28 protein-coding genes, 1 tRNA gene and 1 pseudogene are annotated in these 25,771 nt (G+C 71.1%); 15 read left to right on the plus strand and 15 right to left on the minus strand.

The genetic code is table 11. The annotated features are described in order from the left end of the window. The first annotated feature begins 52 nt into the window (after positions 1-52). Together QC283_RS24615 and QC283_RS24620 are read left to right on the plus strand one after the other, a co-directional pair. Complete coding sequence (locus QC283_RS24615; protein ID WP_279563842.1) at positions 53-1,210, plus strand: phosphotransferase family protein; 1,158 nt, start codon at positions 53-55, stop codon at positions 1,208-1,210. A 10-nt stretch (positions 1,211-1,220) separates the two neighbouring features. Continuing rightward, positions 1,221-1,334 (plus strand): annotated as a pseudogene (locus QC283_RS24620) (TetR family transcriptional regulator); the annotation flags it as partial. 117 nt (positions 1,335-1,451) lie between these two features. Here QC283_RS24620 and QC283_RS24625 read toward each other — a convergent pair. After that, positions 1,452-2,351 (minus strand): NAD(P)-dependent oxidoreductase, encoded by a 900-nt coding sequence (locus QC283_RS24625; RefSeq protein WP_279563843.1) that lies wholly within the window; start codon positions 2,349-2,351, stop codon positions 1,452-1,454. Between the two features lie 62 nt (positions 2,352-2,413). On the opposite strand from QC283_RS24625, the gene QC283_RS24630 reads away from it, so the two are divergent. The 4 genes from QC283_RS24630 (at position 2,414) to QC283_RS24645 (ending at position 4,604) form a co-directional block, all read left to right on the plus strand. Next, positions 2,414-2,773: a winged helix-turn-helix transcriptional regulator gene (locus QC283_RS24630; protein WP_279563844.1), complete on the plus strand. Its 360-nt coding sequence runs from the start codon at positions 2,414-2,416 to the stop codon at positions 2,771-2,773. A gap of 135 nt (positions 2,774-2,908) precedes the next feature. Further along, positions 2,909-3,430 (plus strand): helix-turn-helix domain-containing protein, encoded by a 522-nt coding sequence (locus QC283_RS24635; protein ID WP_279563845.1) that lies wholly within the window; start codon positions 2,909-2,911, stop codon positions 3,428-3,430. Between the two features lie 80 nt (positions 3,431-3,510). Further along, on the plus strand, positions 3,511-4,152 hold the full coding sequence (locus QC283_RS24640; RefSeq protein WP_279563846.1) for a hypothetical protein: 642 nt from the start codon (positions 3,511-3,513) through the stop codon (positions 4,150-4,152). 116 nt (positions 4,153-4,268) lie between these two features. Next, positions 4,269-4,604, plus strand: coding sequence for a DUF2516 family protein (locus QC283_RS24645; protein WP_279563847.1), 336 nt, complete (start codon positions 4,269-4,271; stop codon positions 4,602-4,604). A 215-nt stretch (positions 4,605-4,819) separates the two neighbouring features. On the opposite strand, the gene QC283_RS24650 is transcribed toward QC283_RS24645, so the two are convergent. The 3 genes from QC283_RS24650 to QC283_RS24660 all read right to left on the minus strand — a co-directional run bounded on the left by QC283_RS24650 (position 4,820) and on the right by QC283_RS24660 (position 8,867). Then, a complete protein-coding gene (locus QC283_RS24650) occupies positions 4,820-6,304 on the minus strand; it encodes a PP2C family protein-serine/threonine phosphatase (RefSeq protein ID WP_279563848.1) in 1,485 nt (494 codons plus the stop codon). A gap of 294 nt (positions 6,305-6,598) precedes the next feature. Further along, positions 6,599-7,726 (minus strand): C40 family peptidase, encoded by a 1,128-nt coding sequence (locus QC283_RS24655; RefSeq protein WP_279563849.1) that lies wholly within the window; start codon positions 7,724-7,726, stop codon positions 6,599-6,601. Between the two features lie 310 nt (positions 7,727-8,036). Next, entirely contained in the window at positions 8,037-8,867 is an 831-nt protein-coding gene (locus QC283_RS24660) for a class I SAM-dependent methyltransferase (protein ID WP_279563850.1), read from the minus strand. 208 nt (positions 8,868-9,075) lie between these two features. Between QC283_RS24660 and mshA the strand changes: the two genes are divergently transcribed. Both mshA and QC283_RS24670 read left to right on the plus strand, forming a co-directional pair. Then, positions 9,076-10,449 carry a D-inositol-3-phosphate glycosyltransferase gene (mshA, locus tag QC283_RS24665; protein ID WP_279563851.1) on the plus strand — a complete coding sequence of 458 codons (1,374 nt, stop codon included), beginning with the start codon at positions 9,076-9,078 and terminating at the stop codon, positions 10,447-10,449. Further along, positions 10,442-11,017 (plus strand): YbjN domain-containing protein, encoded by a 576-nt coding sequence (locus tag QC283_RS24670; RefSeq protein WP_279563852.1) that lies wholly within the window; start codon positions 10,442-10,444, stop codon positions 11,015-11,017. The genes mshA and QC283_RS24670 overlap by 8 nt, the downstream gene beginning before the upstream one ends. Before the next feature lie 7 nt (positions 11,018-11,024). On the opposite strand, the gene QC283_RS24675 is transcribed toward QC283_RS24670, so the two are convergent. Then, positions 11,025-11,840 carry an AraC family transcriptional regulator gene (locus QC283_RS24675; RefSeq protein WP_279563853.1) on the minus strand — a complete coding sequence of 272 codons (816 nt, stop codon included), beginning with the start codon at positions 11,838-11,840 and terminating at the stop codon, positions 11,025-11,027. Between the two features lie 49 nt (positions 11,841-11,889). On the opposite strand from QC283_RS24675, the gene QC283_RS24680 reads away from it, so the two are divergent. Beyond that, entirely contained in the window at positions 11,890-12,363 is a 474-nt protein-coding gene (locus QC283_RS24680; RefSeq protein ID WP_279563854.1) for a DUF2000 domain-containing protein, read from the plus strand. Positions 12,364-12,388: 25 nt separating this feature from the next. Here QC283_RS24680 and QC283_RS24685 read toward each other — a convergent pair whose 3' ends face one another. Continuing rightward, a complete protein-coding gene (locus QC283_RS24685; protein ID WP_279563855.1) occupies positions 12,389-13,756 on the minus strand; it encodes an MDR family MFS transporter in 1,368 nt (455 codons plus the stop codon). Positions 13,757-13,925: 169 nt separating this feature from the next. Between QC283_RS24685 and QC283_RS24690 the strand changes: the two genes are divergently transcribed. Then, positions 13,926-14,687, plus strand: a complete 762-nt coding sequence (locus QC283_RS24690) for a phosphoglyceromutase (RefSeq protein ID WP_279563856.1) — start codon at positions 13,926-13,928, stop codon at positions 14,685-14,687. A 575-nt stretch (positions 14,688-15,262) separates the two neighbouring features. Continuing rightward, complete coding sequence (locus tag QC283_RS24695; protein WP_279563857.1) at positions 15,263-15,868, plus strand: hypothetical protein; 606 nt, start codon at positions 15,263-15,265, stop codon at positions 15,866-15,868. A 149-nt stretch (positions 15,869-16,017) separates the two neighbouring features. Here the strand turns inward: QC283_RS24695 and QC283_RS24700 are convergent, their stop codons facing one another. The 3 genes from QC283_RS24700 to QC283_RS24710 form a co-directional block, all read right to left on the minus strand. Then, positions 16,018-16,521, minus strand: a complete 504-nt coding sequence (locus QC283_RS24700) for an HAD domain-containing protein (RefSeq protein ID WP_279563858.1) — start codon at positions 16,519-16,521, stop codon at positions 16,018-16,020. Between the two features lie 318 nt (positions 16,522-16,839). Beyond that, the gene (locus QC283_RS24705) at positions 16,840-17,460 is read right to left on the minus strand and encodes a hypothetical protein (protein ID WP_279563859.1); all 621 of its coding nucleotides are present in this window, start codon (positions 17,458-17,460) and stop codon (positions 16,840-16,842) included. A 48-nt stretch (positions 17,461-17,508) separates the two neighbouring features. After that, on the minus strand, positions 17,509-18,066 hold the full coding sequence (locus tag QC283_RS24710; RefSeq protein WP_279563860.1) for a DinB family protein: 558 nt from the start codon (positions 18,064-18,066) through the stop codon (positions 17,509-17,511). Positions 18,067-18,205: 139 nt separating this feature from the next. Between QC283_RS24710 and QC283_RS24715 the strand changes: the two genes are divergently transcribed. Then, positions 18,206-18,280: transfer RNA gene (locus QC283_RS24715), tRNA-Trp, on the plus strand. Between the two features lie 55 nt (positions 18,281-18,335). Here QC283_RS24715 and QC283_RS24720 read toward each other — a convergent pair. The 5 genes from QC283_RS24720 to phoU all read right to left on the minus strand — a co-directional run bounded on the left by QC283_RS24720 (position 18,336) and on the right by phoU (position 21,316). Further along, complete coding sequence (locus QC283_RS24720) at positions 18,336-19,205, minus strand: AraC family transcriptional regulator (protein WP_279563861.1); 870 nt, start codon at positions 19,203-19,205, stop codon at positions 18,336-18,338. 245 nt (positions 19,206-19,450) lie between these two features. Next, positions 19,451-19,834 (minus strand): SCO4225 family membrane protein, encoded by a 384-nt coding sequence (locus QC283_RS24725; RefSeq protein WP_279563862.1) that lies wholly within the window; start codon positions 19,832-19,834, stop codon positions 19,451-19,453. Positions 19,835-19,956: 122 nt separating this feature from the next. Next, on the minus strand, positions 19,957-20,205 hold the full coding sequence (locus QC283_RS24730; RefSeq protein WP_279563863.1) for an SCO4226 family nickel-binding protein: 249 nt from the start codon (positions 20,203-20,205) through the stop codon (positions 19,957-19,959). Between the two features lie 148 nt (positions 20,206-20,353). Beyond that, positions 20,354-20,509, minus strand: a complete 156-nt coding sequence (locus QC283_RS24735) for a hypothetical protein (protein ID WP_279563864.1) — start codon at positions 20,507-20,509, stop codon at positions 20,354-20,356. A 117-nt stretch (positions 20,510-20,626) separates the two neighbouring features. After that, entirely contained in the window at positions 20,627-21,316 is a 690-nt protein-coding gene (gene phoU, locus QC283_RS24740; protein ID WP_279563865.1) for a phosphate signaling complex protein PhoU, read from the minus strand. A 223-nt stretch (positions 21,317-21,539) separates the two neighbouring features. Between phoU and QC283_RS24745 the strand changes: the two genes are divergently transcribed. Continuing rightward, positions 21,540-22,919 (plus strand): sensor histidine kinase, encoded by a 1,380-nt coding sequence (locus QC283_RS24745; protein WP_279563866.1) that lies wholly within the window; start codon positions 21,540-21,542, stop codon positions 22,917-22,919. After that, on the plus strand, positions 22,916-23,596 hold the full coding sequence (locus QC283_RS24750) for a response regulator transcription factor (protein ID WP_043381903.1): 681 nt from the start codon (positions 22,916-22,918) through the stop codon (positions 23,594-23,596). Before QC283_RS24745 ends, QC283_RS24750 begins: the two co-directional genes overlap by 4 nt. 161 nt (positions 23,597-23,757) lie before the next feature. Here the strand turns inward: QC283_RS24750 and QC283_RS24755 are convergent, their stop codons facing one another. After that, positions 23,758-24,513 (minus strand): copper chaperone PCu(A)C, encoded by a 756-nt coding sequence (locus QC283_RS24755; protein WP_279563867.1) that lies wholly within the window; start codon positions 24,511-24,513, stop codon positions 23,758-23,760. A gap of 635 nt (positions 24,514-25,148) precedes the next feature. Between QC283_RS24755 and QC283_RS24760 the strand changes: the two genes are divergently transcribed. Continuing rightward, positions 25,149-25,631 carry a CarD family transcriptional regulator gene (locus tag QC283_RS24760; protein ID WP_003953493.1) on the plus strand — a complete coding sequence of 161 codons (483 nt, stop codon included), beginning with the start codon at positions 25,149-25,151 and terminating at the stop codon, positions 25,629-25,631. Positions 25,632-25,771: the final 140 nt, after the last annotated feature.

A 25,771-nucleotide genomic window follows, 5' to 3' on the forward strand; every position in this document is an offset into this window, starting at 1 on the left:
CACCTGGTCCGCCCGGTCATGTGTAACGGGCCACAGGCGCTACTCTCCGGCCATGCACCGTCTGCCACACCGAGCGCGTAAGGCGCTCGTGCACCGCCTGGTGGAGTCGCTGAGACTCCGTGGCAGGGGCGAGGTGCTGCGGGGGCACCACAACATCAACTACGTCCGGCGCTCTGGCCCGGTGCTGGCGTTGCTGCTGGGCGCGGTTCCGTTCACCCGGTTCAAGTACCGCGTTCCGCTGCGGACGGTCGAGGTGGTGCCCCGGATCTGGCCGCGGGAGGCGGAGGTGCTCGGCGTCGTCCGCCGGTACCTGCGCGAGGTACCGCCGTGCCTCGCCGACCTCGAGGACGGCTCCGTGCACGGGTACCGGATGGGCCGGGCGCTCAGTGACAGCGCTCCGGCCGGGGCCGTGGGCGACGAACTCATGCGCTCGTTCGCGTCCTTCTTCGTCCGGACCGCGCGTGTCCCCGTCGCGGAACTGCCGGCCCGCCCCGAGGGCTGGCCCGAGGACGGCGACACCCAGGGGTTCCTGGCCTGGCTCGTCCGCTTCACGCAGGAGCGGGTGCACGCGCCGAACCGGGGCCGCTTCGGCGCGCTCTTCGACGCCGTCGGCATCCCGGAGGACGCCATGGCGCGTTTCGCCGCCCGTCACGGCTGCCGGACGTCGCGTCCGTTCAGGCTGCTCCACACGGACGTCCACCGGGCCAACGTCGTCGTACGGGGCAAACGGCTCGTGGTGATCGACTGGGAGCTGGCGATGCTCGGCGACCCCCTGCACGACCTCGCGACCCACCTCGTGCGGATGGCGTACGGGAAGGAGGAGCAGGGGCGCATGACGGAGCTGTGGACCGAGGCCATGCAGGCCGCCGGCTTCACCGCCCTGACCGCCGGGCTGCACGACGACCTCCCCGCCTATGTCGCGTTCGAGTACGCGCAGTCGGTGTTCCCGGACGTCATGCGTGCGGCGATCGACCTCCCCGAGGACGCGGGCACGGAACACTTCCACACCGCCGCCGACCGGGTCGAGCGTGCGATACGACGGGCCCGCGAGCCACTTCGCCTGGTCGACGTCCCGGGCCGCGAGCAGGTCGTGGAGGCCCTGCGTGACTGGCACAGCACGCAGGACCAAGGCACCACCACCCTCTTCCCGCCCGCCCCGGCACGGGGCACCTCGAAGCCGGTCTCCGCGCGCCACGGGGGCGGTGCGTAGGCTCGGCACCATGAGCGCCCCCGGCCTGCGTGAGCGCAAGAAGCAGCGGACGATCCAGTTGCTGTCGGACACCGCCGTCGGGCTCTTCGTGGAGAAGGGATTCGACGCGGTGTCCGTCGCGGAGGCGGAGGGGCTCGGCGGGCGGGGCCTGCACCGGCTGTACGTGGTGCTCACCCGCGCGGTGTCCCGGCTGGACGTGGTGCACGGGCGGCCCCTGCCGTTCTGACCGTCTCGCCGCGGGTCAGCGCCGGCCGATCACCTCGGCGACCCGGGTGAACCCGTCCGTGCCGTGTCCGAGCGCGATGACCCGCCGGGCCTGCCCCTCGATCACGCGCATCACGCTCGCGTCGATGCCGTGCGCCTCGGAGGCGTGCACGACGTGGGCCATCGTGGAGGCGGCGGAGGTGATCGGGTTCAGCTCGCCCGAGTAGGTGCCGGCGTCGGTGTCGGCGGCGAACTCGGTGAACAGCGGCGGCAGGATCGCGGCGATGCCCTGGGCGAAGGGGGCGAGTTCCGTGGCGGTGACGCCCTCCGCGCGGGCCACGGCGAGGGCGTGGGTGTAGCCCGCCATCGCCGTCCAGAAGATGTCGAGGAGCGCGATGTCGTAGGCGGCGGCCCGTCCGGCGTCCTCGCCCAGGTGGGTGTGGGTGCCGCCGAGCGCCGCGAGCACGGGCCGGTGTTCCCGGTACAGCTCCTCGGGGCCGCTGTGCAGGAACACCGCGTCGTCCGTGCCGATGGTCGGCGTCGGGGTCATGATCGCGCCGTCCAGGTAGCGGACGCCGTGCCGGCCGGCCCACTCGGCCGTGTCCCGGGCGCGCTCGGGGGTGTCGGCGCTGAGGTTCACGACGGTGCGGCCCTTGAGGGCGGCGGTGACGGCGTCCTGGCGCAGTACGGCGTCCGAGGCGTCGTAGTTGACGACGCAGACGACGGTCAGCGGGGAGGCGGCGACCGCCTCCTCGGCCGACGCCGCCGCGACCGCGCCCCGGGCGACGAGGTCGCCGTCCCGGCCCGGGGTGCGGTTCCAGACGGTGGTGCGCAGCCCGGCGTCCAGGAACGCGGCGGCCAGGGCCCGGCCCATCGGGCCGAGCCCGAGAACGGTGACGGCGGCGGTGGACGGAGACTGGCCGGTGTGCACGGACATGCTTCAACTCCCGTAACGTAAAGACTGGTTGTCGGACAATCGCTGATGAAAAGGGGCACGGCATGGCGCACCGACGTCACGATCCGAACGTCTGCGGAGTGACCGCCGCGATCGCCGTGATCGAGGGCAAGTGGAAGACCACGCTGCTGTGGCTGCTGGAGTCCGGCCCGCACCGGCCGGCCGAACTGCGCCGACGGGTGCCCGGCCTCACCGAGAAGGTGCTGACCCAGGCGCTGCGTGAGATGGAGGCGGACGGCCTGGTGGACCGGCGGGTCTACGACGTGCTTCCGCCGAAGACCGAGTACTCCCTGACCGCGTTCGGCCGCGATCTCGCCGAGGCCCTCTCCCCCCTTTCCGACTGGGGCCACCGGCGCCTGGACAGGCTGGCCGGGCCGGAGGCCGTCACTCGCGCGGCCTCCTGACGTTCACCCACCCCCTCAGCTTCGGCCGCGCGCCGCGCGCTGCCAAGTACGCACAAAAAAGTGGGTGTGGTCCGGAAGGCGCACTATTGCAAGCAGGCGCTTGCAATAGTTAGCGCTCTGGTGCATCGTGGAGGCATGGCATCGCTCAACGTCGGCAATCTCGGTGAGTACCTGCGCGAGCAGCGGCGCAACGCGCAGCTGTCACTGCGGCAGCTCGCCGACGCCGCGGGCGTGTCCAATCCGTACCTGAGCCAGATCGAGCGCGGGCTGCGCAAGCCGAGCGCGGAGGTGCTCCAGCAGGTCGCCAAGGCGCTGCGGATCTCCGCCGAGACGCTGTACGTGCGCGCCGGGATCCTCGACGCCGAGCGGGACCGGGACGACGTGGAGACGCGTGCGGTCGTCCTCGCCGATCCCTCGCTGAACGAGCGGCAGAAGCAGGTGCTGCTCCAGATCTACGAGTCCTTCCGCAAGGAGAACGGATTCGGGACCGACGCGGACGACCCGGCGACGGCCCAGGACAGACCGGTGGACGCCGTTCCGGACGACGTGGCGGACGCCGTCCGGGGCGGCATCCCGGACGGCGGTGCCTCCATATCCGGGCGCCGCCCCCGTACGACCGGCGGCAGCGACGCCGGCCCGCAGCAGACGGCCGGATGAGCGGGAGCCGGCAGCCGGCCGGCCGGGACGCGGGACCACCACAAACCCTCAGCCCAACGTATTTCCGGAGGACCATCACCATGGCCATCACCGACGACCTTCGCAAGACCTTCAGCGACCCCACCCCGCTCTACTTCGCCGCGGGCACCGCCGACCTGGCCTTCCAGCAGGCCAAGAAGGTGCCGGTGCTGGTGGAGCAGCTGCGCGCCGAGGCACCGTCCCGTATCGAGGCCGTGCGCAACACCGACCCGAAGGCCGTCCAGGAGAAGGCGACGGCCCGCGTCAAGGAGACCCAGGGCACCCTCCAGGCCAAGGCCAACGAGCTCTTCGGCAACCTCGACGCCGACTTCAAGAAGCTCGGCGAGACCGCCCAGGACCTCGCGCTGCGTTCGGTCGGCGTCGCCGCCGAGTACGCCGTCAGGGCCCGGGAGACCTACGAGAAGGTCGCCGAGCGCGGCGAGCAGGCGGTGCGTACCTGGCGCGGCGAGGCCGCCGACGGCATCGAGGACCTCGCCGAGGAGGTGGAGGAGCTCGCCGTGGCCGTGGAGCCGGCCAAGCCCGCCACGTCTGGGTCCGCCGCGTCCAAGCCCGTCAGGACCGAGCCGGTCGAGGTCACGGAGGAGAAGCCCGTGGCGGGGAAGAAGGCCCCCGCGCCGCGCAAGGCTCCGGTCAGGAAGAGCCCCAACGGCACCGCGAAGAAGACGACGCCGCCCGCCAAGTAACCGGCGGCGGCACGGCGAGTACGGCGCGGGCCGGGCACCCTTGGGGTGTCCGGCCCGTTCTCCGGGTACGGTGACCGCGTAGAGACGATCCGAGTCTGGTGGTGGATGTTGTGCTGATGCAGGGGTTCGCAGACTTCCTGGGGCTGCTGAACATCGCCCTGATGGTTTTCACGGGCTTCGCGCTGGTCGACGGCGCCATGCGCCGTGAGGACGCCTACCGCGCGGCCGACAAGAAGACCAAACCGTTCTGGCTGATCATTCTCGGGCTCGCCTTCGTGGTGAGTCTGATCTTCCCGATCCTGTCGTTCCTGCCGATCATCGGGCTCGTCGCGACGATCGTGTACATGGTCGACGTACGGCCCGCACTGCGCGGCCTGCCGGGCGGCGGCCGCAGCAGCCGCCGAGGCTCCAGCAGCGACGGCCCCTACGGCCCGTACAACGGCGGACGCTGACGCGCCGCGCCTCTTCGGGGCGCGGGTGCGGGGCTCCGGCACGACGGCACCGGGCGGCTCCGCCGCGCAGGCACGCCGCGCCGGCCAGGGCGGTGGTGCGGGTACGCGTCCGGTCAGGGCGCCGGTGGACGACGCGTCGGTCAGGGCGGTGGTCAGGGCGCCGGTGCGGGGACGACGCGCCGGTCAGGGCGCCGGTGCCAGGGACGACGCGCCGGTCAGGGCGCCCGGTCCAGCAGGACCACTGCCACGTCGTCCGCGAGTTCGCCGCCGTTGAGCGCGCGGACCTCGTTGACGGTCGCCCGCAGCAACTGCTCACCCTGCAACCCCTCGGCGAACTGGCGGCGGACCAGCTCCACCATGCCGTCCTGGCCGAGCCGCTCCCGGCCCTCGCCGACGTGGCCCTCGATCAGACCGTCGGTGTAGAGCATCAGGCTCCACTCGGCGCCCAGCTCCACCTGCATACGCGGCCAGCGGGCGCCCGGCAGCAGACCGAGTGCCGGGCCGTTGTTGTCGTAGGGCAGCAGCCGTGCGGGCCTGCCCGGACCGGCCACCAGGGGCGACGGGTGCCCGGCCAGGCACAGGCCGGCGCGGCGGCCGTCCGGGGATATGTCCACGGCGCACAGGGTCGCGAAGATCTCGTCGTGGGCGCGCTCGTGCTCCAGCACCTGCTGGAGCGTGCCGAGCAGCTCGTCGCCGCAGAGCCCCGCCAGGGTCAGCGCGCGCCAGGCGATCCGCAGCTCCACGCCGAGCGCCGCCTCGTCCGGACCGTGCCCGCAGACGTCACCGATCATGGCGTGCACGGTGCCGTCCGGAGTGCGGACGACGTCGTAGAAGTCGCCGCCGAGCAGGGCACGCGAGCGGCCCGGGCGGTAGCGGGCGGCGAAGCGCAGCGGGGAGCCCTCCAGCAGCGGGGTCGGCAGCAGGCCGCGCTCCAGACGCGCGTTCTCCTGCGCCCGCAGCCGGCCCTCGGCCAGGCGCCGCTCCGCCGAGTCGGACCGCTTGCGCTCGACGGCGTAGCGGATCGCCCGGCTCAGCAGCCGGCCGTCGAGCTCGTCGCGGAGCAGGTAGTCCTGGGCGCCGACCGCCACGGCCTCCGCGCCGCGCTCGGCGTCGCTGGAGGAGGTCAGCGCGAGTACGGCGTGCCGGGGCGCGAGCTCCAGTACGTGCCTGAGCACCGCCAGCTCGTCGTCACCGCTCCCGTCACTGTCCCCATTGCTGTTGCCGGTGCTCTCGGCGCTCGGGCGGGCCGGGGCGGGGGCCGACAGGGCGAGGTCCAGCAGGATGCAGTGGACGTCGTCGGTCAGCAGCCGCTCGGCCTCGGTGAGGTTGCGGGCCGTGCGGACGCGGATCGGCTTGCCGGCCTGGTCGAGCAGGTCGGGCACGATCGGCGAACCGCCGGGATCGTCCTCGATCAGCAGCAGCGTGAGATTGGTGGGGACGGTGCTCTCGCGCCGGTCCGTGCTCCCGTCGGTGCTGTCGCCCGTGGTCTCGGCCGTGGTCTCGCCCTTGGTTTCGTCCGTGGTCTCGTCCGTGGTCTTCTCGCGCTTCTCCGTGGGGTGCTCTCGCCGGGTGGGGTTGTCGGCCGGGTGCGTCCCGGGCGGGGCCTGTTCCTTGGAAGGGCCGCTGTCCGGGGACGCGGCGGGCGCCTGACCACACTCCACGGCCGGGATCGCCCTCTGCCGCGGTACGGGTACGGGCATCGTCTTGGTTTCCTTCCCTCCCCCCGAGGGCATGGCGGAGCGAGGGACCTCGACCCACCGACGGGGACCATAGCGGGTGACGGCGCCGCTGCGGAATGGTCCAGAACACGTCGGACGGCACTCGGCCACTGTCATATGCCGCGTTATGCACCGCAGTTGGACACGTCGACCGGGGGCCGGGGATGACGAACGTCACGCGGGGCGGGGCGCCGGTCGTGCACTGGGTCACGTGGCCCGCCTCACGTCCCCGGCGCCGGTCCCGTGGCCCGCGTCACTCGGCGGGCGCGCCGCGGGTCACTCGGCGGGCGGGGTGCCCGTGTCCGGCCGTACCACCCCGAGGATCGGCATCGTGCCCGCCCCCGCGATGGTGATCGAGCGCCCGGGGCGCGGGGCGTGCACGACGGAGCCGTCACCGACGTACATGCCGACGTGGCTGGCGTCGTCGAAGTAGATGATCAGGTCGCCGGGCCGCATGTCCTTGATGTCGACGTGCCGCAGCTGCTTCCACTGCTGCTGCGAGGTGCGCGGGATCGCCTGCCCGGCCGCCACCCAGGCCTGTGAGGTCAGGCCGGAGCAGTCGTAGGCCTGCGGGCCCTCGGCGCCCCACTGGTACGGCTTTCCGACCTGGGCGGTGGCGTACTCGACCGCCTTCCGGCCCCGCTGAGTCGCCTCGGTGTCGAGGTCCTCGAGGATGCCGGAGCCGAGCCAGGCGGTCTGGGCCTCGGCCTGGGCCTCCCGCTCCAGCCGGGCGAGGCGCTCCTTCTCCTCCTGCTCCAGCTCGGACTCCAGCTTCTCGGCCGCCGCGATCTGCTTCTCGATCTTCTTCTGGGCGGTGGCCTTGGCCTTGCGGTTCGCCTCCAGCTTCGTGAACTGGGCGGAGGCGTCCGCCGCGTAGGTCTTCAGGTCCTGCTGGGCGCGGGTCAGCTCGCCGAGCAGGCCCTTCGTCGCGCGCTGGCCCTGGATCACCCGGCCGGTGCCGTCGAGGAAGTCCTCCGGGTCGTCGCTCAGCATCAGCTTGGCCTCGTCGGGCAGGCCGCCGGTGCGGTACTGGGCGCGGGCCGCGGCTCCGGCGCGCTTCTTCAGCCCGTCGAGCTTCTCCTGGCCCTTGACGATCTTCTTGGCCAGTTCGACGATCTCGGCGGACTGCTTCTCCGCCTTCTCCTCGGCGGCGTTGTACTCATCCGTGGCGGAGGCCGCCGTGCGGTAGAGGTCGTCGAGCTTCTTGCGTACGGCTTCCAGGTCCTTGCCGGGAGCGGCGGCCGGGGCGGAGGGGCCGGGAGAGGCGCTGGGGACGCTCGGGGTGCCGGACGAGGGCGCTGTGGGCCCGGGATCCGCGAACGCCGTGCCCGGTACCGCGAGTACGGTGACCGCGCAGACCACGGCCACGGCAGCGGTCATCAAGCCATGCTTCCCCGTACGCATACCTCGCCCCCAAACTGATTAACCGTCAGTAACATAGGTCGCCCGGGGGATCGTGCCATGCCGGCGCGGAAAGCGACAGAGGCAGTGCTTTCCTGCCGCTTCCCCCTCCCGCTTCCCTCCCCCGCCTCGCCGTATGACGAATCCCCGCCGTCTCCTCACCGTCTCCTCGCCGTCTTCCCGCCGTCTCTCCGCCGTCTCCTCGCCGGTCTCCCCGTTGTGTGACGAACGTCGCACGGAGATCGTTCCCGGCGTCGGCCCAAGGGCCGGGCGTGGGCCTCGGGGCCGTGGTGCTCGGGCGCCGTGCGTCGGTTCACGCGCGCGGCGCCAACGCCTCCCACCGCACCGTCACTTCGCCCTGGCGCCACCGTGCCGGCCCGTCCGTCACCGGCCAGCCGGCCGTCAGGTCCCGCACCGCCCGCATCCAGCGCTGGCGGGCGCCGTAGGAGGCGTAGGGCGCGGCGGCGGCCCAGGCGCGGTCGAAGTCGCGCAGGAAGGCGTGCACGGGTTCGCCGGGGACATTGCGGTGGATGAGTGCCTTCGGCAGCCGTTCCGCCAGGTCGGAGGGGCGGTCGAGGGAGCCCAGCCGGGTCGCGAAGGTGACCGTGCGCGGTCCCTCGGGCCCGAGCGCCACCCACACGTGCCTGCGCCCGATCTCGTCGCAGGTCCCTTCGACCAGGAGTCCGCCGCGGGAGTGCTCCGACGCCGGCGCGAGCCGTGTGCACAGCCGCTGCCAGACGGCGGCGACCTCGCCCTCGTCGTACTGGCGCAGCACATTCGCCGCCCGGATCAGGAGGGGGCGGCGAGTGGGGGGTGACAGGGGGATCTCGAAGCCGCCGTGGCGGAAGACGAGCCCCGCGCGCGCGTAGGGTCCGGCCGCCGCCACCCGCGCCGGGTCGATCTCGACGCCCACCACGCGCGCGTGCGGCGCGACCGTGCGCAGGCGGCCCAGCAGCTCGACGGCCGTCCAGGGGGCCGCGCCGTAGCCGAGGTCGACGGCGACGGGATCGGCGGCGCGGCGCAGTTCGGCACCGTGCGTGGCCGCGATCCAGCGGTCCATGCGGCGCAGCCGGTTCGGATTCGTCGTCCCGCGCGTGACCGTGCCCACGACGGGGAGGGCGGCGGCGCGGGAGCGGGAGGGCATGCGTACGAGGGTATGCGGCGGGGGCGCCCTCCTTGACGCGTCTACGCGCCTTGTACGCGTCTGATCGTCGAACGGTTGAGCGATAAGCGGTAATGATTCGGCAAAGGTCGGGAAACCGGAAATGGAGCACCGCCATCCGGTGTTCCCACCTCTTGGAGGGCGGAGCGTGTCCTCCGGACGGCATGCCCGCAGCGAGGAGGAACGGCTCGTGAGCCAGTACGTCAGCAGGCTCGGGCGTCGCTCACCGGCGGCCTCCCCGCGGCTCCGGCTGCTGCGCAGGCCCCGCCGCGTCGCCATGCTCTCCGTGCACACCTCACCGCTCCACCAGCCGGGCACCGGCGACGCCGGCGGCATGAACGTCTACATCGTCGAGCTCGCACAGCGCCTCGCCGCGATCAACATCGAGGTCGAGATCTTCACGCGCGCGACCACCGCCGCGCTCCCGCCCACCGTCGAACTGTCGCCGGGCGTCCTCGTCCGGCACGTCGACGCCGGCCCCTACGAAGGCCTGGCCAAGGAGGAGCTGCCGGCCCAGCTGTGCGCCTTCACCCACGGCGTCATGCAGGCCTGGGCCGGGCACCGCCCCGGCTACTACGACCTGGTCCACTCCCACTACTGGCTCTCCGGCCACGTCGGCTGGCTCGCCGCCCAGCGCTGGGGCGCCCCCCTCGTGCACGCCATGCACACCATGGCCAAGGTCAAGAACGCCAACCTGGCCGACGGCGACACCCCCGAGCCGGCCGCCCGCGTCATCGGTGAGACGCAGATCGTCGCCGCCTCCGACCGCCTGATCGCCAACACCGCCGAAGAGGCCGACGAACTGGTCCGGCACTACGCCGCCGACCCGGCCAAGGTCGCCGTCGTCCACCCCGGCGTGAACCTCGAACGGTTCCGCCCCTTCCCCAAGGGCTCCGAACCCGGCCCGGGGGAGACCGTGAACGCCCGGGCCGCCGCCCGCGCCCGCCTCGGCCTGCCGCAGGACGCGCTGATCCCGCTCTTCGCCGGCCGTATACAGCCGCTCAAGGCCCCTGACGTGCTGCTCCGCGCGATCGCCGTCCTGCTCGACGAACGTCCCGAGCTGCGCTCCCGCATCCTCGTCCCCGTCGTCGGCGGCCCCAGCGGCAGCGGCCTCGCCAAACCGGAGGGCCTGCAGAAACTCGCCGCCCGGCTCGGCATCGCCGACGTCGTGCGGTTCCGTCCGCCCGTCGGGCAGGAGCAGCTCGCCGACTGGTTCCGGGCCGCGTCCGTGCTGGTGATGCCGTCCTACAGCGAGTCCTTCGGCCTGGTCGCCATAGAGGCCCAGGCAGCCGGTACGCCGGTACTCGCCGCCGCGGTCGGCGGCCTCCCGGTCGCCGTGCGCGACGGGCACACCGGCCGCCTCGTCGAGGGCCACGATCCCGCCGCGTACGCGCGCGTGCTGCGCGATTTCGCCGACAACCCGGAGCTGACGCCCCGGATGGGCGACGCCGCCGCCCGGCACGCCCAGTCCTTCGGCTGGGACAACGCCGCCGCCGCGACGGCGGACGCCTACACGGCCGCGATCCAGTCCCATCGTCGTCGCGTACGCTCCCACCATGGCTGAGGCGGTACAGAAGGCAGCACAGGTGCTCGAGGCGGCGCTGGGGGACGCCGAGCTGGAGTGGGAGAGCCCCGAGCCCGGCAACTACGTCGTCAAGCTCCCCGGCACCCGCAAGCTTTCGACGACGGTCTCCCTCCTCCTCGGCCGGCACTCCCTCTCCCTCAACGCCTTCGTCATCCGCCACCCCGACGAGAACGAACCCGCCGTCCACCGCTGGCTGCTGGAACGCAACCTCAAGCTGTACGGCGTCGGCTACGCCGTCGACCGTCTCGGCGACGTCTACCTCACCGCGAAGCTGCCCCTGGCCGCCGTCACCACCGACGAGATCGACCGCCTGCTGGGCCAGGTCCTGGAGGCCGCCGACGGGGCCTTCAACACCCTGCTGGAACTGGGCTTCGCGTCCGCCATCCGCAAGGAGCACGAGTGGCGGACCGCGCGCGGGGAGTCGACACGGAACCTGGAGGCGTTCCAGCACCTGATCGAGCGCTCCGAGCGCTCCGAGCGCTCTGAGGGCTCCGAGAGCTCCGAGAGCTCCGAGAGCTCCGAGAGCTCCGGGGGCTCCAAGGGCTGACGCGCGGTCAGCGCGGTCCGCCGCTGGTGCGGTAGCGGCCGGGTGTGACGCCCACCAGCCTCTTGAAGTGCCGGGTCAGATGCGCCTGGTCGTAGAACCCGGTCGCGGCGGCCACGTCGGCCGGGGCGCGCCCCGCCAGCAGCAGCCGCCGGGCCCGGTCGACGCGGCGGGACATCAGGTACTGGTGCGGTGCGATGCCGTAGGCGCCGCTGAACGCCCGTACCAGGTGGGCCGGATGGGCACGCACGAGCGCGGCCGCGTCCGCCAGGCCGACCCCCTGGACGACCCGCTCGTCGAGCAGCTCCCGCAGCCGCCGCGCGAGCACGGGATCCCCGCGGCGCACCGGACCCGCCTTCCCCCGGGGCCGCAGATGAGTGTGCAGCCGCTCCCCGATCAACGTCAGCCGGCTCTCCGCCTCCAGCTCGTCACCGGGCAGGGCGAGCGCGGAGTGCAGCTGCCCGACCCGCTGCCGCAGCACCGGGTCACGCAGGTCGGGGGCGTCGACGGCAGCCCCGATCAGGTCGTCGCCGAGACGGGAGGCGTCCAGGTACAGGACACGCTTGCGGAAGCCGTCGGGCGTGGCGGGGGAGCCGTTGTGCGGCACGTGCGGCGGCAGCAGCGACACCGTGTCGTGCGGGGTGCCGTGCTCGTGCCGGTCCAGGTCGTACCGTACGGCCCCGTCGTCGACGATGAGCAGCGTCCACGCGTCGTGGACGTGCATCGGATAGGCGTACTCGGTGTAGTGGGCGTGGAAGACCTCGACGACGCCCGGGACGCGGGGTCGCCAGGCGGAGACGGTCCGCCGTTGGTCCTGGTCGGCCATGCAAAAAACGTACAAGACCCGACCGCACGCCGACCGGCAGTCTCACCGTATGAGCACGACGAGTACGACGAGTACGACGAGTACGCACGACGCGGACCCCGCGGCCGCCCCCGTCCGCTTCGACACCAAGATCGCCGTCCTGCTGCGCGATGACCTGGAGACCTGGCAGCGTCTGAACGTCACCGCTTTCCTGGTCAGCGGCCTGGGCGCACAGATCCCCGAGGTGATCGGGGAGCCGTACGAGGACGCCGACGCGGTCGGCTACCTGCCCATGTTCCGCCAGCCGGTGCTGGTCTTCGAGGGCACCAAGGAGACGCTGACGACCGCCCACGCGCGCGTGCTGTCGCGCGCCCTGCCCCGCGCGCTGTTCACGTCCGACCTCTTCGCCACGGGCAACGACCGGGACAACCGGGCGGCGGTACGGGCCGTGCCCACGGCCGACCTGGACCTGGTCGGCCTCGCGGTGTACGGCGCGAAGAACGCGGTGGACAAGGTGCTGAAGGGGGCGAGGATGCACCCGTGAGGACCCGGGTGCCCGAACGCGGGCGTCACACCGCGCCGACGTCGGCCTTGGCGGCCACGCGCGGCTCGGAGGCCTCAGGGGCCTCGGGGATCTCGGGGTTCTCGGGGATCTCGGGGACCTTGGAGGTCTCGGGGATCTCGGGGGCCTCGGAGGTGACCGTCTCGGTCTCCTCCTCCGCCAGCCCCCGCATGAGCGCCCAGTACCCCGCCGCCGCCACCGTGCCGATGACCGCGCAGGTGCCCCACAGCCACTCGGCGCCCCAGCGGTCGATGACGAAACCGGACATCAGCGGGGCGACGAGGGCGGCGACCGCCCAGGACATGGTGTACATCCCCTGGTAGCGCCCGCGCCCGTGCGCGGGGGAGAGGCGGACGACGAGCCCGGTCTGGATCGGCGCGTTGACGATCTCGGCCAGCGTCCACACGCACACGGTGAGGGCGAAGACGCCGACCGACCCGGCGAAGGCGGTCAGCCCGAACCCGTACCCGGCCAGCAGCGACGAGGCGACGAGCAGCAGCCGCGGATCCCGGTGCTCGATGAATCGGGTGACGGGAATCTGCAGGACGACGATCAGGACACCGTTGACGGCGATCGCCATGCCGTAGTCGGCCGGCGTGAACCCTGCCTCGCCCATGGCCACCGGCAGCCCCACGTAGGCCTGCTGGAAGATCACGGCAACGAGGAAGGACAGTCCGACGACGCTCATGTAGCGCCCGTCGCGCAGGACGGTCCCGAGGGAGACGGCGGGCTCGCTGTCGGCGGAGGCGTCCGCGTCACCACCCTTCCCGGGCGTCTTCTCCGGCCGGGACTCGGGCAGCTTGACGAAGATGAGGACGGCGCACGCCATGGTCATCCCCGCCTCGATCAGGAACCCGGCGAGGTAGCTGACCTCGGCGATGAACCCGGCCGCCATGGAGGAGACCGCGAAGCCGAGGTTGATGGCCCAGTAGTTGAGCGAGAAGGCGCGGATACGGTCCTCGGGCCGCACGATGTCCGCCATCATCGCCTGCACGGCCGGCCGGGAGGCGTTGCTCGCCATGCCGACCAGGAAGGCGACGGCCGCTATGGCGACCGGTCCCTGCACGAAGCCGAGCAGCGCCACGGACAGGGCGGTGGAGGCCTGCGCGACGAGCAGCGTGGGCCGCCGACCGAGCCGGTCGGTCATCACGCCGGCCTCCAGCGAGGACACGACCCCGCCGAGCCCGTGCAGCGCGGCGACCAGACCGGCGTACGAGGCGGAGTACCCGCGGTCGATGGTGAGGTACAGCGCCATGAAGGTGGCGACGAAGCCACCGAGCCGGTTGACCAGGGTGCTGGTCCACAGCCACCAGAACTCGCGGGGGAGCCCGGAGACCGACTCGCGCGCGGCACGCCTCAGCCCGGCGACTGACATGGGACCCCCGTGAACTGTTCGTGTGCTGGTGTGTGTAAGTGGCGAATAAGCCAGACACAACTTACGAACGAGACCGTCCCGGAGACCACTCGATTAACAATTCCCGTCAACCGTCCGCCCTGCGGGCGCGGCGCGCGGGCGTTCGGGGGGTTCGATTACGCTCGGAGCCATGGCCGACGCACCGTACAAGCTGATCCTCCTCCGCCACGGCGAGAGCGAGTGGAACGAGAAGAACCTGTTCACCGGCTGGGTGGACGTCAACCTCACCCCCAAGGGCGAGAAGGAGGCGACGCGCGGCGGCGAGCTGCTCAAGGACGCCGGCCTGCTGCCCGACGTGGTGCACACGTCCGTCCAGAAGCGCGCGATCCGCACGGCCCAGCTCGCGCTGGAGTCCGCCGACCGCCACTGGATCCCCGTCCACCGCCACTGGCGCCTGAACGAGCGCCACTACGGCGCTCTCCAGGGCAAGGACAAGGCCCAGACCCTCGCCGAGTTCGGCGAGGAGCAGTTCATGCTGTGGCGCCGCTCCTACGACACCCCGCCGCCCGCGCTGGACCGCGACGCCGAGTACTCCCAGTTCTCCGACCCGCGCTACGCGATGCTCCCGCCGGAGCTGCGTCCGCGGACGGAGTGCCTGAAGGACGTCGTCGTCCGGATGCTCCCGTACTGGTTCGACGCGATCGTCCCCGACCTCCTCACCGGCTGCACGGTCCTGGTCGCGGCGCACGGCAACTCGCTCCGCGCCCTCGTCAAGCACCTCGACGGCGTCTCCGACGCGGACATCGCGGGCCTGAACATCCCGACGGGCATCCCGCTCTCCTACGAACTGGACGCCGAGTTCAAGCCCCTCAACCCGGGCGGCACCTACCTCGACCCGGACGCGGCAGCGGCCGCGATCGAGGCGGTCAAGAACCAGGGCAAGAAGAAGTAAGCGCCCACGAACAAGCCCCCTGCCTGCGGGTTCTCCGCCGGGAGGGGGCTTTTCGCTACCTCTGGGCCGTCGTTGGGCCGTGCTCGGTCATGAGCGAGGCTGCGTGAGGATCTCGGCCTTCACCTGGAAGGCCACCAGGAACGCCGTCACGGCAGTGGCCGCCATCGGCGCTGCGAGCCAGACGCCAAGGGCGCCGATCACGCCGCCGAGAGGATGAACGGGAACTCTCGGGGTGCCAGGTAGAGCGCGAGGCCAGGGCGTGACAACATGTCCTTCTCCAGTTGTGCGTTTCGACATCCTGCTTAGCCACAGCAAAACGAGAGCGACATCACTTAGTCGCCGAGTCCGGCGAGGAATCCGGCCCGCACTTCACGGTGTGGAGCTGGTACAACAACGCCGACCGCAAGCTGCCTGCCAGCGGTGACTGGAGCTTCTTCGCACGAGCTCTGCGGGCTGCGACCAAGCTGAGAGCGTGGACCCGGCTCCACTCCCGCGACCACCCAACCAGCATCTTGGCAAGGCCTGCCGGCAGCAGATGTGCAAGCGTCCACGCCTCGCTGGCAGACTGCGGACCCATGAAGCAGCCTGCCCGTCTGCCTTTGACCCCGCGTCCCATGCCCCCGCTCCGTGGCGACGAGTCGATCGTCGGCGTCCCGGACGCCACTGTGGTCGACTTCTGGCGGTTCGCCATGCCGGACCTTCGCATGAACAACACACGCGGCCTGTTCGCCGAATTCCTGGTCCACCAGGCGGTCGGCTCCCACGAGCCCCGGGTGGAGTGGGCAAGCCACGATGTCGAGACTGACGACGGACTGCGCATCGAGGTCAAGGCCGGTGCCTATCTGCAAGCCTGGGAGCAGCGCACGCCCTCTCAAATCCGCTTCAATGGGCTCCGCGCTTGCACATGGTCATCCGAGGGCGGTTACTCGGAGGCGAAGTCGTACAACGCCGACGTCTACGTGTTCGCCGTCCAGACCGCCCATGAACACGCTGTCTACAACCCGCTCGACACGGCCCAGTGGGAGTTCTACGTACTCCCCCGCCCAGCAGTCGCTGCCCTAGACGCGGACAGCGTCAGCCTGAGCACCGTTCGCGCGGCGGTCGGCCCACCAGCGTCCTTTGCCGCCCTCAACGACTACATTCGATCGGCCGATCCCCGCCCCGGAACCAACGGTGGTTGACGAGCGAAGTCCGTGCCACAACCGTGCCAGATACAAGGGTCAGCCACAGTCAGCACCAGTGTCCGGCGGTCTAGTACTCGCCTACCGCTTCGACCGGCGAAGCCGCAGCTCAGTCGTAAGATCCGCCAGCCGCTCTCCTAAAGCGGTGCTTATCTCGGTATGACGAGTCGGAGCCAGTCGGCGAGCGCGGTGAAGTCGGCGTCCGTGAGGCCCTTGACCGGGTCGACGCGATGGAGCAGTGACGGCCCGGAATGACTGGCGTCGACCCACAGGCGGTCCATGGCGCTGATCTCGTCGTCGACCCAGATGAACGGTCGGCCATCGGCGCACTCGACGAGGTGTCGGGTTTTCCAGTGCAGGCCGCGCGGGCCCTCGTCGGCGTGAGAGGCCGGCCACTCCACCAGGGGCAGCCTGGGCAGTCCGATGCGTGGGGAGACGACCTCGTTCGCCTCCTCCATCCAGGTCGTGGCCCACACGAGACGGCATCCCAGGGCTGTGAGGCGAGATCCGAGCCCAGGGTCAAGTCGCGTCAGCAGCGGGTTTCCCGAGGCGCCCGCGGCAGCGGCCTGAGGACGACCGGACGACGACCCAAACGGGATCAGTGGACCGTCGACGTCGAGGAAAAGGAGGGGACGCTCCGTCGCGCTTGTCACGACGGCACGATAGCCCGGTGTAGCAGGGGAACGGCTCCCCCATCGCTGGGCCGCCCCTGGGCCGTCCGAGGCCGCTCAACAGTGGCCAATGACGACCAACGACGACCACCAAGTGCACGAGCCCACCGCCTCTGACCAGCAAAAACCCAGCTCACCAAGATCCCCGGCAAGACCCAGGGCAAGAAGAAGTAACTTCGCCCCTCTGAGCCTCCTACCCGCGGCTTGTCCGCGGGAAGGAGGCTCTTCGGCGTTGCCGGGCCGTCTCGGGACCGACCGAGGGCCACGGCGCACCGATCCGTACGGTCAGGTCTGTCCAGTTCAGCTTGCGTCGAACGACCAGATGAGGCCGACCTCCTCACGGGACACCGCGACAAGGCCGATGTCCCAGCCGTACTGGGACATCGGCCAGCAGCCGGTGACCTTCTCGTAGAAGTCGGGGTGGTCGCCGTCGTGTCCAGTGTTCGTGAAAAACCGCGAGCCCTCCGGGAAGCGCGACAGGATCACCTGTGCATGTTCCTCCATGCCCGTCCTGCGGTCACCGAAGCCGTACTGCCGCGACACGTCCAGTCCGTCCGTCGCCAGCATGACGAGCAGCCGGACGACGGCGGTCCGCGGGATTTCGAACAGCCGGCCGCGCCACTGCGCGGCCCCGGCCTCATCCGTCGGCGGCACCCGGAACGGGAAGCCAGGATCCTCCTCCAGCTCCTCTTCTCCCTGCTCGGAATCCCGGCCCCGCCAGCCACGGGGGTCGGCCACTTCGCGGCCCATCAGCGCGGCCACGTCGGGCAGCCAGTCCTCACGAGTGCGGGGACCCGCGGCGACGAAGGTGTACCGACGGTCGTACATCTCCACCGCCGACCACCAGGATTCGGCATCCAGGAGTGTCGGCGGCCCGTTCGTATCGGACGTCGTTCCGTAGTCCATCCAGGCCTCGCTCATACGGGCATCAAGGTGAACACCATGTAGGGCGTTTCAGGGCTCGGAATCTCAGCCCATGCTCTTGGCGCCGTCCAGGGTCTCTCGGATGATGTCGGCATGGCCGGCGTGCTGGGCGGTCTCGGCGATGATGTGCATCAGTACCCGGCGGGCCGACCACTGCGCGTCGGCCTCGAACCACGGGGCCTTCGGCAACGGCCACGCGGCGTCCAGGTCGGGCAGGGTGGCGACCAGGTCGTCGGTCCGGCGGGCCTCCTCGGCGTAGGCGGCCAGTACACCGGCCAGCGTCTCGCCGGGCAGCATCCGGAACTCGTCGGCCCGCTGGGCCCAGTCGGCCTCGGTCATGGCCGTGAAGTCACCCATCGCCGAAGGGCCGTTGAGGATGAAGCCCACCCAGCCCCGTTCGACCGAGGTCACGTGCTTGATCAAACCGCCCAGGCACAGCTCGCCGGCGGTGGGCCGGAGCCCGGCCTGCTCGTCGGTGAGGTCACGGGTGGTGAAGCGCAGGAAGTGCCGCTGCTTGGCCAGCGCCTCCAGCAGGTCGGCGCGCTCCCCGGTGGCGGTCGTCGCTGCGGCCTGATCGCGGGTGGTCTGCTCGTCGGACGTCATGGTCTTTGCCTTCCTGTGTTCCTGCTCCGTCGGTCGAGGACCACGCTATGAGTGATCTAGGTCAGGAAGTGGCCTAGATCAAGGGGGAGTTCCCTCGCGAGACCGCTCCGCCCTCAGCCGCTACGATCACGGCCAAGGGCGGGACGTAGCGCAGTGGTCGACGCGAGCGGTCTCCAGAACCGCGAGGACGCCGGTTCGAATCCGGTCGTCCCGCCCCCCTCAACCCCCTCTGAGGCAGCCCCGGGCTTTTTCGACCTACGGCAGCGGTCTCACGCGGGTTCCACCGGCAGCCACAGTTCGCAGGTCGCGGTCGAGAAGTCGGCCGCGCGGTCGAGGACCGCGACGATCGACGGGCCCGGGCGCAGGCGCCACGGGTTGGACGGGAACCACTCCGACGCGGTGGCCGCCCAGGTCGACTGGAGGGTTCCCGGGTAGGGGCCCGAGCTGCGGAAGACCGCCCACCGGCCGGCCGGTACCTCGATGGCGTCGAGGTCGTCGGGGGCCGGGGTGTCCCGGGTGACGGCGACTCCGTGCAGGTAGGTCAGTTCGCTGCCCTCCGAGTTGTCGGGGGCCAGGTCGTCGCATACCGCGAGCAGGCCCGCCGGGTCGGTGTCGCCGAGAGATTTCAGGCGGGCGTGCTCCTGCTGGGGCAGTGCGGCGATGTGCTGCTGGATGTGCGGGTTGACGCCCTCGTGGATGAGCGGGACGCGGGTGGCGTGGCCGATCAGGCGGAAGGCGGGGCGGTCGGCGAAGCGGGTGTCCATGGGGGTGCTCCCTTCGACGGTCAGGCGGAACCTGAGCTGCGGTTGTGTCCGAAGGGGGCCTCCGGCACGCCGTACGTCACGCGGGGCGGCGCCGTGGACCGTCCGGAACGCACGCCCGAGCGCCTCCGTGGAGCCGTACCCGTGCCGTACGGCGATGCTCAGCAGGTCGTCCTCGCCCCGTACGACGTCGGCGGCGGCGACCGTCATGCGGCGCCGGCGTACGTACTCCGACAGCGGCATGCCCGCCAGCGACGAGAACATCCGGCGCAGGTGGTACTCGGTCGTGCCGAGCGCTCCGGCCAGTGCGGGGACGTCGAGTTCCTCGGTGAGGTGTTCCTCGACGAGGTCGACGAGCTTGTTGAGTGCCGAGATCACGAGGCCTCCTTTCGACATCCACCGTGGCAGGGAGCAGGGGGACGCTTCCCGATCGTTGCGGTCCGGTTCGGTCGGGTGCGATGAGGGGAGGGCTTGGGATCATGGCAGCACGGTGAGCGCCGGGCGAGTCCCGCCGATGGCGTCGCGCGGCCGGTGCCGGCAGGTCTCCGAAGCCGGCCGCGCGTCAGCGACCCTGCTCGTGGGGCACTGGGGGCCGAGTGGCTCCGCCGTCCGTCGGCCGCTTCTCAGCTCGCCGTCGTCAGACGCCCCCGGCGCTCCTCCCGGCGTCCACGCAGGCCCTGCCACACCGCGCCCAGCGCCAAGGACTGGACCAGCGCCGACAGCGCGATGCCGCCGACGAAGAACCACGTCGGGGCGTCGCCGCCCCAGCCCGCCTCGCCGAGCCAGGCGACGAAGCCGAAGGCCGGGAAGGTGAACAGGGCAGGCCAGACCCAGATGAGGGACGCGTCCGGGCTGGTCGTGAAGAGGGGCTCCAGTGTGGCGACGGCCATCGCGCCGCCGACCAGGGCAAGGTAGACCGCCGACGCGCGGTTGGCGAAGGTCAGGCGGGTGAGGGTGCGTATCGGGCCGGTGCCGATCGGGTCGGCGCGTGTCGGGCTGGTCTTCATCGGATCTCGGTCTCCCCGTGTGGGTCGTCTGCCTGCGTCCAGGGTCGGACGGGGGCAGGACCCGGTGCCTGAGTACCCGTACTCAAGTCGGACGACGCGACACCCAGGGCTGACCCCTGGGGCTATACCGTCAGCGGCACCTCGTGGATCTCGTCCGCCTTGTGGCCCGCGCGTTCGTGGACGCGCTGGACCGCGTCGGCCGACGGGGCCTCGGAGAGGCAGTAGACCGTGCCGGAGGCCGGGTCCGCCCACGCGTGTTCGAAGTGGACGTCCTCGTCCTTCTCCACGGCGAGGTCCGCCTGGTGGGCCTGCTGGAGCTGGTCCGAAGTGATGCCGTGCATCCCGTGGTGCACGTCCATGAAGTGAGCCATGGCTCGCACCCCCTTCAGGGTCTTTCCTCCAGGGTGCGCCCGTACGGCGGCCGGGGCGAACCCGGCCGCCGTACGGCTGGCTACCGCTACCGATGTCGCTACCGATGTCGCGACTGCTACCGATGTCGCGACTGCTACCGATGTCGCGTCAGCCGCACTGGCAGGGGCTGCCCGACTGGCAGCCGCAGCCGCACCCCGAGCCGCAGCCACACGCGGCGACCAGGGGCAGGCAGCGGATCTCGGGCGGCTGTTCGGTGGGGCGTTCCTGTGCGGGGTCGGGGCTGGTGCCGGGGGAATCGGCCATGGTTCCTCCTTGAGGCTGGTGCCTGGACCCATTGCACGCCCCGGGGGACGGTGGCATCAACGGCGCATTGGGGCGAGCACGCGCGCCCCCGGCCGGCCCGCTGCCGCCGGCCCCGCGTCAGGCCCCGTCGACCTGCGTCGGCGGCTGGATGTCCGCCGGGAGGTCGCTCACGTGCTCGCCGGTGACCAGGTAGACCACGCGCTTGGCGACCGAGACGGCGTGGTCGGCGTAGCGCTCGTAGTAGCGGCCGAGGAGGGTGACGTCCACGGCCGTCTCGATGCCGTGCTTCCAGCGGTCGTCCATCAGGTGCTGGAAGAGGGTGCGGTGGAGGAGGTCCATCGCGTCGTCGTCCTGCTCCAGCTGGAGGGCCAGGTCGACGTCCTTGGTGATGATCACCTCGGCCGCCTTCGCCATCAGGCGCTGAGCGAGCTGGCCCATCTCCAGGATGGTCGCGTGCAGGTCGCTCGGGACCGCGCGCTCCGGGTAGCGCAGCCGGGCCAGCTTGGCCACGTGCTGGGCCAGGTCGCCCGAGCGCTCCAGGTCGGCCGACATCCGCAGTGAGGTGACGACGATGCGCAGGTCCGTCGCCACCGGCTGCTGCCGCGCGAGCAGGGCTATCGCCCTGGCCTCCAGCTCGTGGTGGAGCTCGTCGACCTTCTGGTCGCCCTCGATCACGTTCTCGGCCAGCTTCAGGTCCGAGTCGAGGATCGCGGTCGTGGCGCGTCCGATGGCCGACCCGACCAGCCGGGCCATCTCCACCAGACCGTCGCCGATCGAATCCAGTTCCTCGTGGTACGCGTCCCGCATAAGGGTTCCCTCTCGTACGTCCATTTAGGGGGCTCGCACTGGCTCGCACCGGCTCGCAACCCCTCGCCGTGCCCCCACGCTTACACGTTCCGGCCTGTACGCGTCCGTTTCCGGCACCACAAATGAACCATCCCTGGCTCCAAGGTGAACTCTGGGCGACGAGTGTTCGAGGTCGCAGCCCGATGGCTGGGGCGAGGCCGTTCGCCATGCCTAACCTGGACGCATGGACGTGAACGCGGCGGTCGCCGCAGTGGCAGCGATCGCCGGAGTGCTCACCGGCGTCATCGCCGTGCTGGCGTTCCGCTGGAGCGAGCGCGACCAGCGCCGCCCCACTCGCACCTCGCTGCACACCGACCCGGTGCTCCCGCCCGGTGTGGACACCGTCCTGTCGGTGCTCCGTTCCTCCGCGGTCGTCCTCGACGAGGCCGACGCGGTGGTCAAGGCCAGCTCGGCGGCGTACGCCCTGGGTCTGGTCCGGGGCGGCAAGCTCGCCGTCGAGCCCATGCTGCAGATGGCCCGGGACACCCGGCGGGACGGGGAGATAAGGCAGGTCGAGCTGGACCTGCCCAGGCGGGGGAACGGCCGCGGGGAGGCGCTCGCCGTCTCCGCGCGCGTCGCGCCCCTCGGATCACGGCTCGTACTGCTGCTGGTCGAGGACCTCACCGAGGCCCGCCGCATCGAGGCCGTACGGCGCGACTTCGTCGCCAACGTGAGCCACGAGCTGAAGACACCGGTGGGCGCGCTCTCGCTGCTCTCCGAGGCCGTGCTGGACGCCTCGGACGACCAGGAGGCCGTCGAGCGGTTCGCCGGGCGCATGCAGATCGAGGCCACCCGGCTCACCAACCTGGTGCAGGAGCTCATCGACCTCTCCCGGGTCCAGAACGACCAGCCCCTCGACGACGCCGAACCCGTCCGCGTGGACGAACTCGTCGCCGAGGCCATCGACCGCTGCCGGCACGCTGCCGGCACCAAGCAGATCACCATGGCCGCCGGAGGAACGGCGGATCTGCACGTACGCGGAAACCGCGGCCAGCTCGCCGCCGCCCTCGGCAACCTCGTCGAGAACGCCGTCAACTACTCGCCCGCCCGCACCCGCGTCGGCATAGCGGCCCGACGGGTCGGCACCGCCGGCGGCGACCTGATCGAGATCGCCGTGACCGACCAGGGCATAGGCATCTCCGACAAGGACAAGGAGCGCGTCTTCGAGCGCTTCTACCGCGTCGACCCGGCCCGCTCGCGGGCCACCGGAGGCACCGGTCTGGGTCTCGCGATCGTCAAGCACGTGGTCGCCTCGCACGGCGGGGAGGTCACGGTGTGGAGCGCCGAAGGCCAGGGCTCCACTTTCACCCTGCGACTGCCGGAGTCGGGCAACGCCGCCCGCGACCGCGCACCGCGCCGGGCCGCCCACGAGGACCACGACGACCACGAGAACCGTGTGGACCAGGCCGACCGGACGGACCAGATGGACCAGATGGACCGGACGGACCAGATGGACCTGGGACACGTGGAACACGGAGAAATCGCCGACAACGGGCGGTCCACCCCGCATTCCCCCCACACTTCCCCGTACCGAACGTTTCCCGCCCCGGAGGTCCTTCCGTGACCCGTGTGCTCGTCGTCGAGGACGAGGAGTCCTTCTCCGACGTCCTGTCGTACATGCTCCGCAAGGAGGGCTTCGAGGTCGCCGTGGCGACCACAGGGCCCGACGGACTCGACGAGTTCGAGCGCAACGGCGCCGACCTCGTCCTCCTCGACCTGATGCTGCCCGGCCTGCCGGGCACCGAGGTGTGCCGCCAGTTGCGCGGCCGCTCGAACGTCCCCGTGATCATGGTGACGGCCAAGGACAGCGAGATCGACAAGGTCGTCGGGTTGGAGATAGGGGCCGACGACTACGTCACCAAGCCCTTCTCCTCCCGTGAGCTGGTCGCCCGCATCCGTGCCGTACTGCGCCGCCGCGGCGAGCCGGAGGAGGTCGCCCCCGCCGCGCTGGAGGCCGGGCCCGTCCGCATGGACGTCGACCGGCACGTCGTGACCGTGGGCGGCACCAAGGTCGACCTGCCGCTGAAGGAGTTCGACCTGCTGGAGATGCTGCTGCGCAACGCCGGCCGCGTGCTGACCCGCATGCAGCTGATCGACCGGGTCTGGGGCGCCGACTACGTCGGTGACACCAAGACCCTCGACGTCCACGTCAAGCGGCTGCGCGCCAAGATCGAGCCCGACCCGGGCGCGCCGCGGTACCTGGTGACGGTGCGGGGGCTCGGCTACAAGTTCGAGCCGTAGAGCGCCCGGCGCGGCCGGCGCGGCGTCTGTGCCGTGCCTGTGTCGCGTGTGTGCCGTGCCGTGCCTGTGTCGCCTCCTGTGGCGCGTCAGGGCGTACGACGAAGGGCGGGACCTCTCCTGGAGGTCCCGCCCTTCGTGCGGTGTGTGCGGCGATACGGGGCTCAGTGGCCGGCCGTGCCCTCCTGCGAGTCCACGGCGTCCGGAGCGTCCTGCGCGTCCTGCGGGGCGGAGTCCGTCTCGGAACCGGTCTCGGCGCCGGTCTCGGTGCCGGTGGCACCGTCGGTCCCGGGAGCCGAGGCGTCGCCGGACGGGGCGCCCGGGGTCTCGCCGTCGGCGGGTTCCCCGGAGGTCTCCTGCGACGGCTGCGCCGACGCGCCGGGCGCGGCCGGGACGTCGCTCGGGCCCCACTTCGAGAAGTAGCTCTCGGCGGGGACGACGAACGCCTCCAGGCTCACGTCGCCGGTCTTGCTGAGGGCGAAGGTGACCTTCTGGGCGTCGCCGTCCCTCAGGGCCTCGCGGCTGTCGGTCAGGACGGCGGAGGCGTTGCCCTCGCCGCCGAGGATCAGGGAGCCGCCGGCCGGGACGACGAGGCCGTCGCCGTCGCCCTTCTCGCCCTTGGCGGGCTTCAGCTCGACGGACTTGCCGGCGCCGTCCACGGTGACGGACTCGAGGGTCTGGTCCGTGCGGCCGTTGTTGAACAGGGTGGCGGAGACGGCGGCCGGGCCGGTCGACTCCGGGTCGGGCTGCGTGATGACGATCGCGTTCTGGATCTGGATGTCACCGACGGTCGTCGCAGCGTTGTCCGGCTTGATCTCCAGCGTCTGGGCGTTGTGACCGGCACCGCACGCGGCGAGCGAGGCGATCGAGAACGCGATGGCGGCGGCGGCGAGGGCACCGCGTCGAAGGCTGCTGCTCACGGCGGCGGCAACTCCTTGGACTCGAGCGGGGTGGCGGCAACGGATAAAGCCGCCCTAAGTGACTGTCAGCGGGCCTTAGGCTACCGAGCCGTTCACGGGCCGCCGCACCCGACCCTCCCCCAAGTCGCTCGGCTTCGCTCGGCAGGCGGTAGGTCCGGGGGCCGTTCCCGGCGATCTTCCCGAGTCGCTTTGCCGCCGCCGGCCGTCCGCCATTCATATAAGAGGGCCCCCGTCATACGGGTCGTCGATCGGCGCGCGAATTTTCCGTGAAGGAATGCGCGGACGGCCAGGAAATTGATCATCGGGGGACCGGCCGGGGGCACCTCGTGATCAATTCCGGATTCGTCCGGAACCCCGCACCGGTCACCGAACGGAGTAGCGGAAGTCGCACGCCTGGAACCAGACATACGGGACCAAACGGTCAGGTGGGCGGGTCTCCGGATGTGTGTGGCGTGCGTGTTTCGCCCGACCTGAAGAGCCGCTCCGACCTGCGAATACTTTCTTCCGCTCGCCCGGCGCAGCACGTTCCTGTTGCTGTTGTCAAGCCCCGAGATATGCCCTGACCTGCGAAAACGCCATTCAGAAGACGCCGTTTCCGTGTTACCCTGGATAGCCACGGAAGGGGTACCTGTCACATGACGTTCAAGGTTGGCGACACCGTGGTCTATCCCCATCACGGGGCCGCGCTGATCGAGGCTATCGAAACTCGCCAGATCAAAGGCGTGGACAAGACCTACTTGGTGCTGAAGGTCGCCCAGGGTGACCTGACGGTACGTGTGCCAGCGGACAATGCGGAGTTCGTCGGCGTGCGTGATGTGGTCGGTCAGGACGGGCTGGACCGGGTCTTCGAAGTGCTGCGCGCGCCGTATGCCGAGGAGCCCACGAACTGGTCGCGTCGTTACAAGGCAAACCTGGAGAAGCTCGCCTCCGGCGACGTCATCAAGGTCGCGGAAGTCGTACGCGATCTGTGGCGCCGTGAGCGCGAGCGCGGACTCTCCGCAGGTGAGAAGCGCATGCTCGCCAAGGCCCGCCAGATCCTGGTGAGCGAGCTCGCTCTCGCGGAGAACACCAACGAGGACAAGGCGGAGGCCCTGCTCGACGAGGTGCTCGCCTCCTGAGGCGAGGCGCGGACCGCTGCCCGCGCGGTTCTGCGCACTGAAATGCCGTGGTGCCCGATGACATCTTTGCTGTCGCCGGGCGCTGCGGCATGTTCGTACCCGGATTCGGGCGTGCCCGGGCGTCCTCTGATTTCGTCTTC

It is taken from the genome of Streptomyces sp. DH41 (genome assembly GCF_029813785.1).
Lineage (GTDB): Bacteria > Actinomycetota > Actinomycetes > Streptomycetales > Streptomycetaceae > Streptomyces.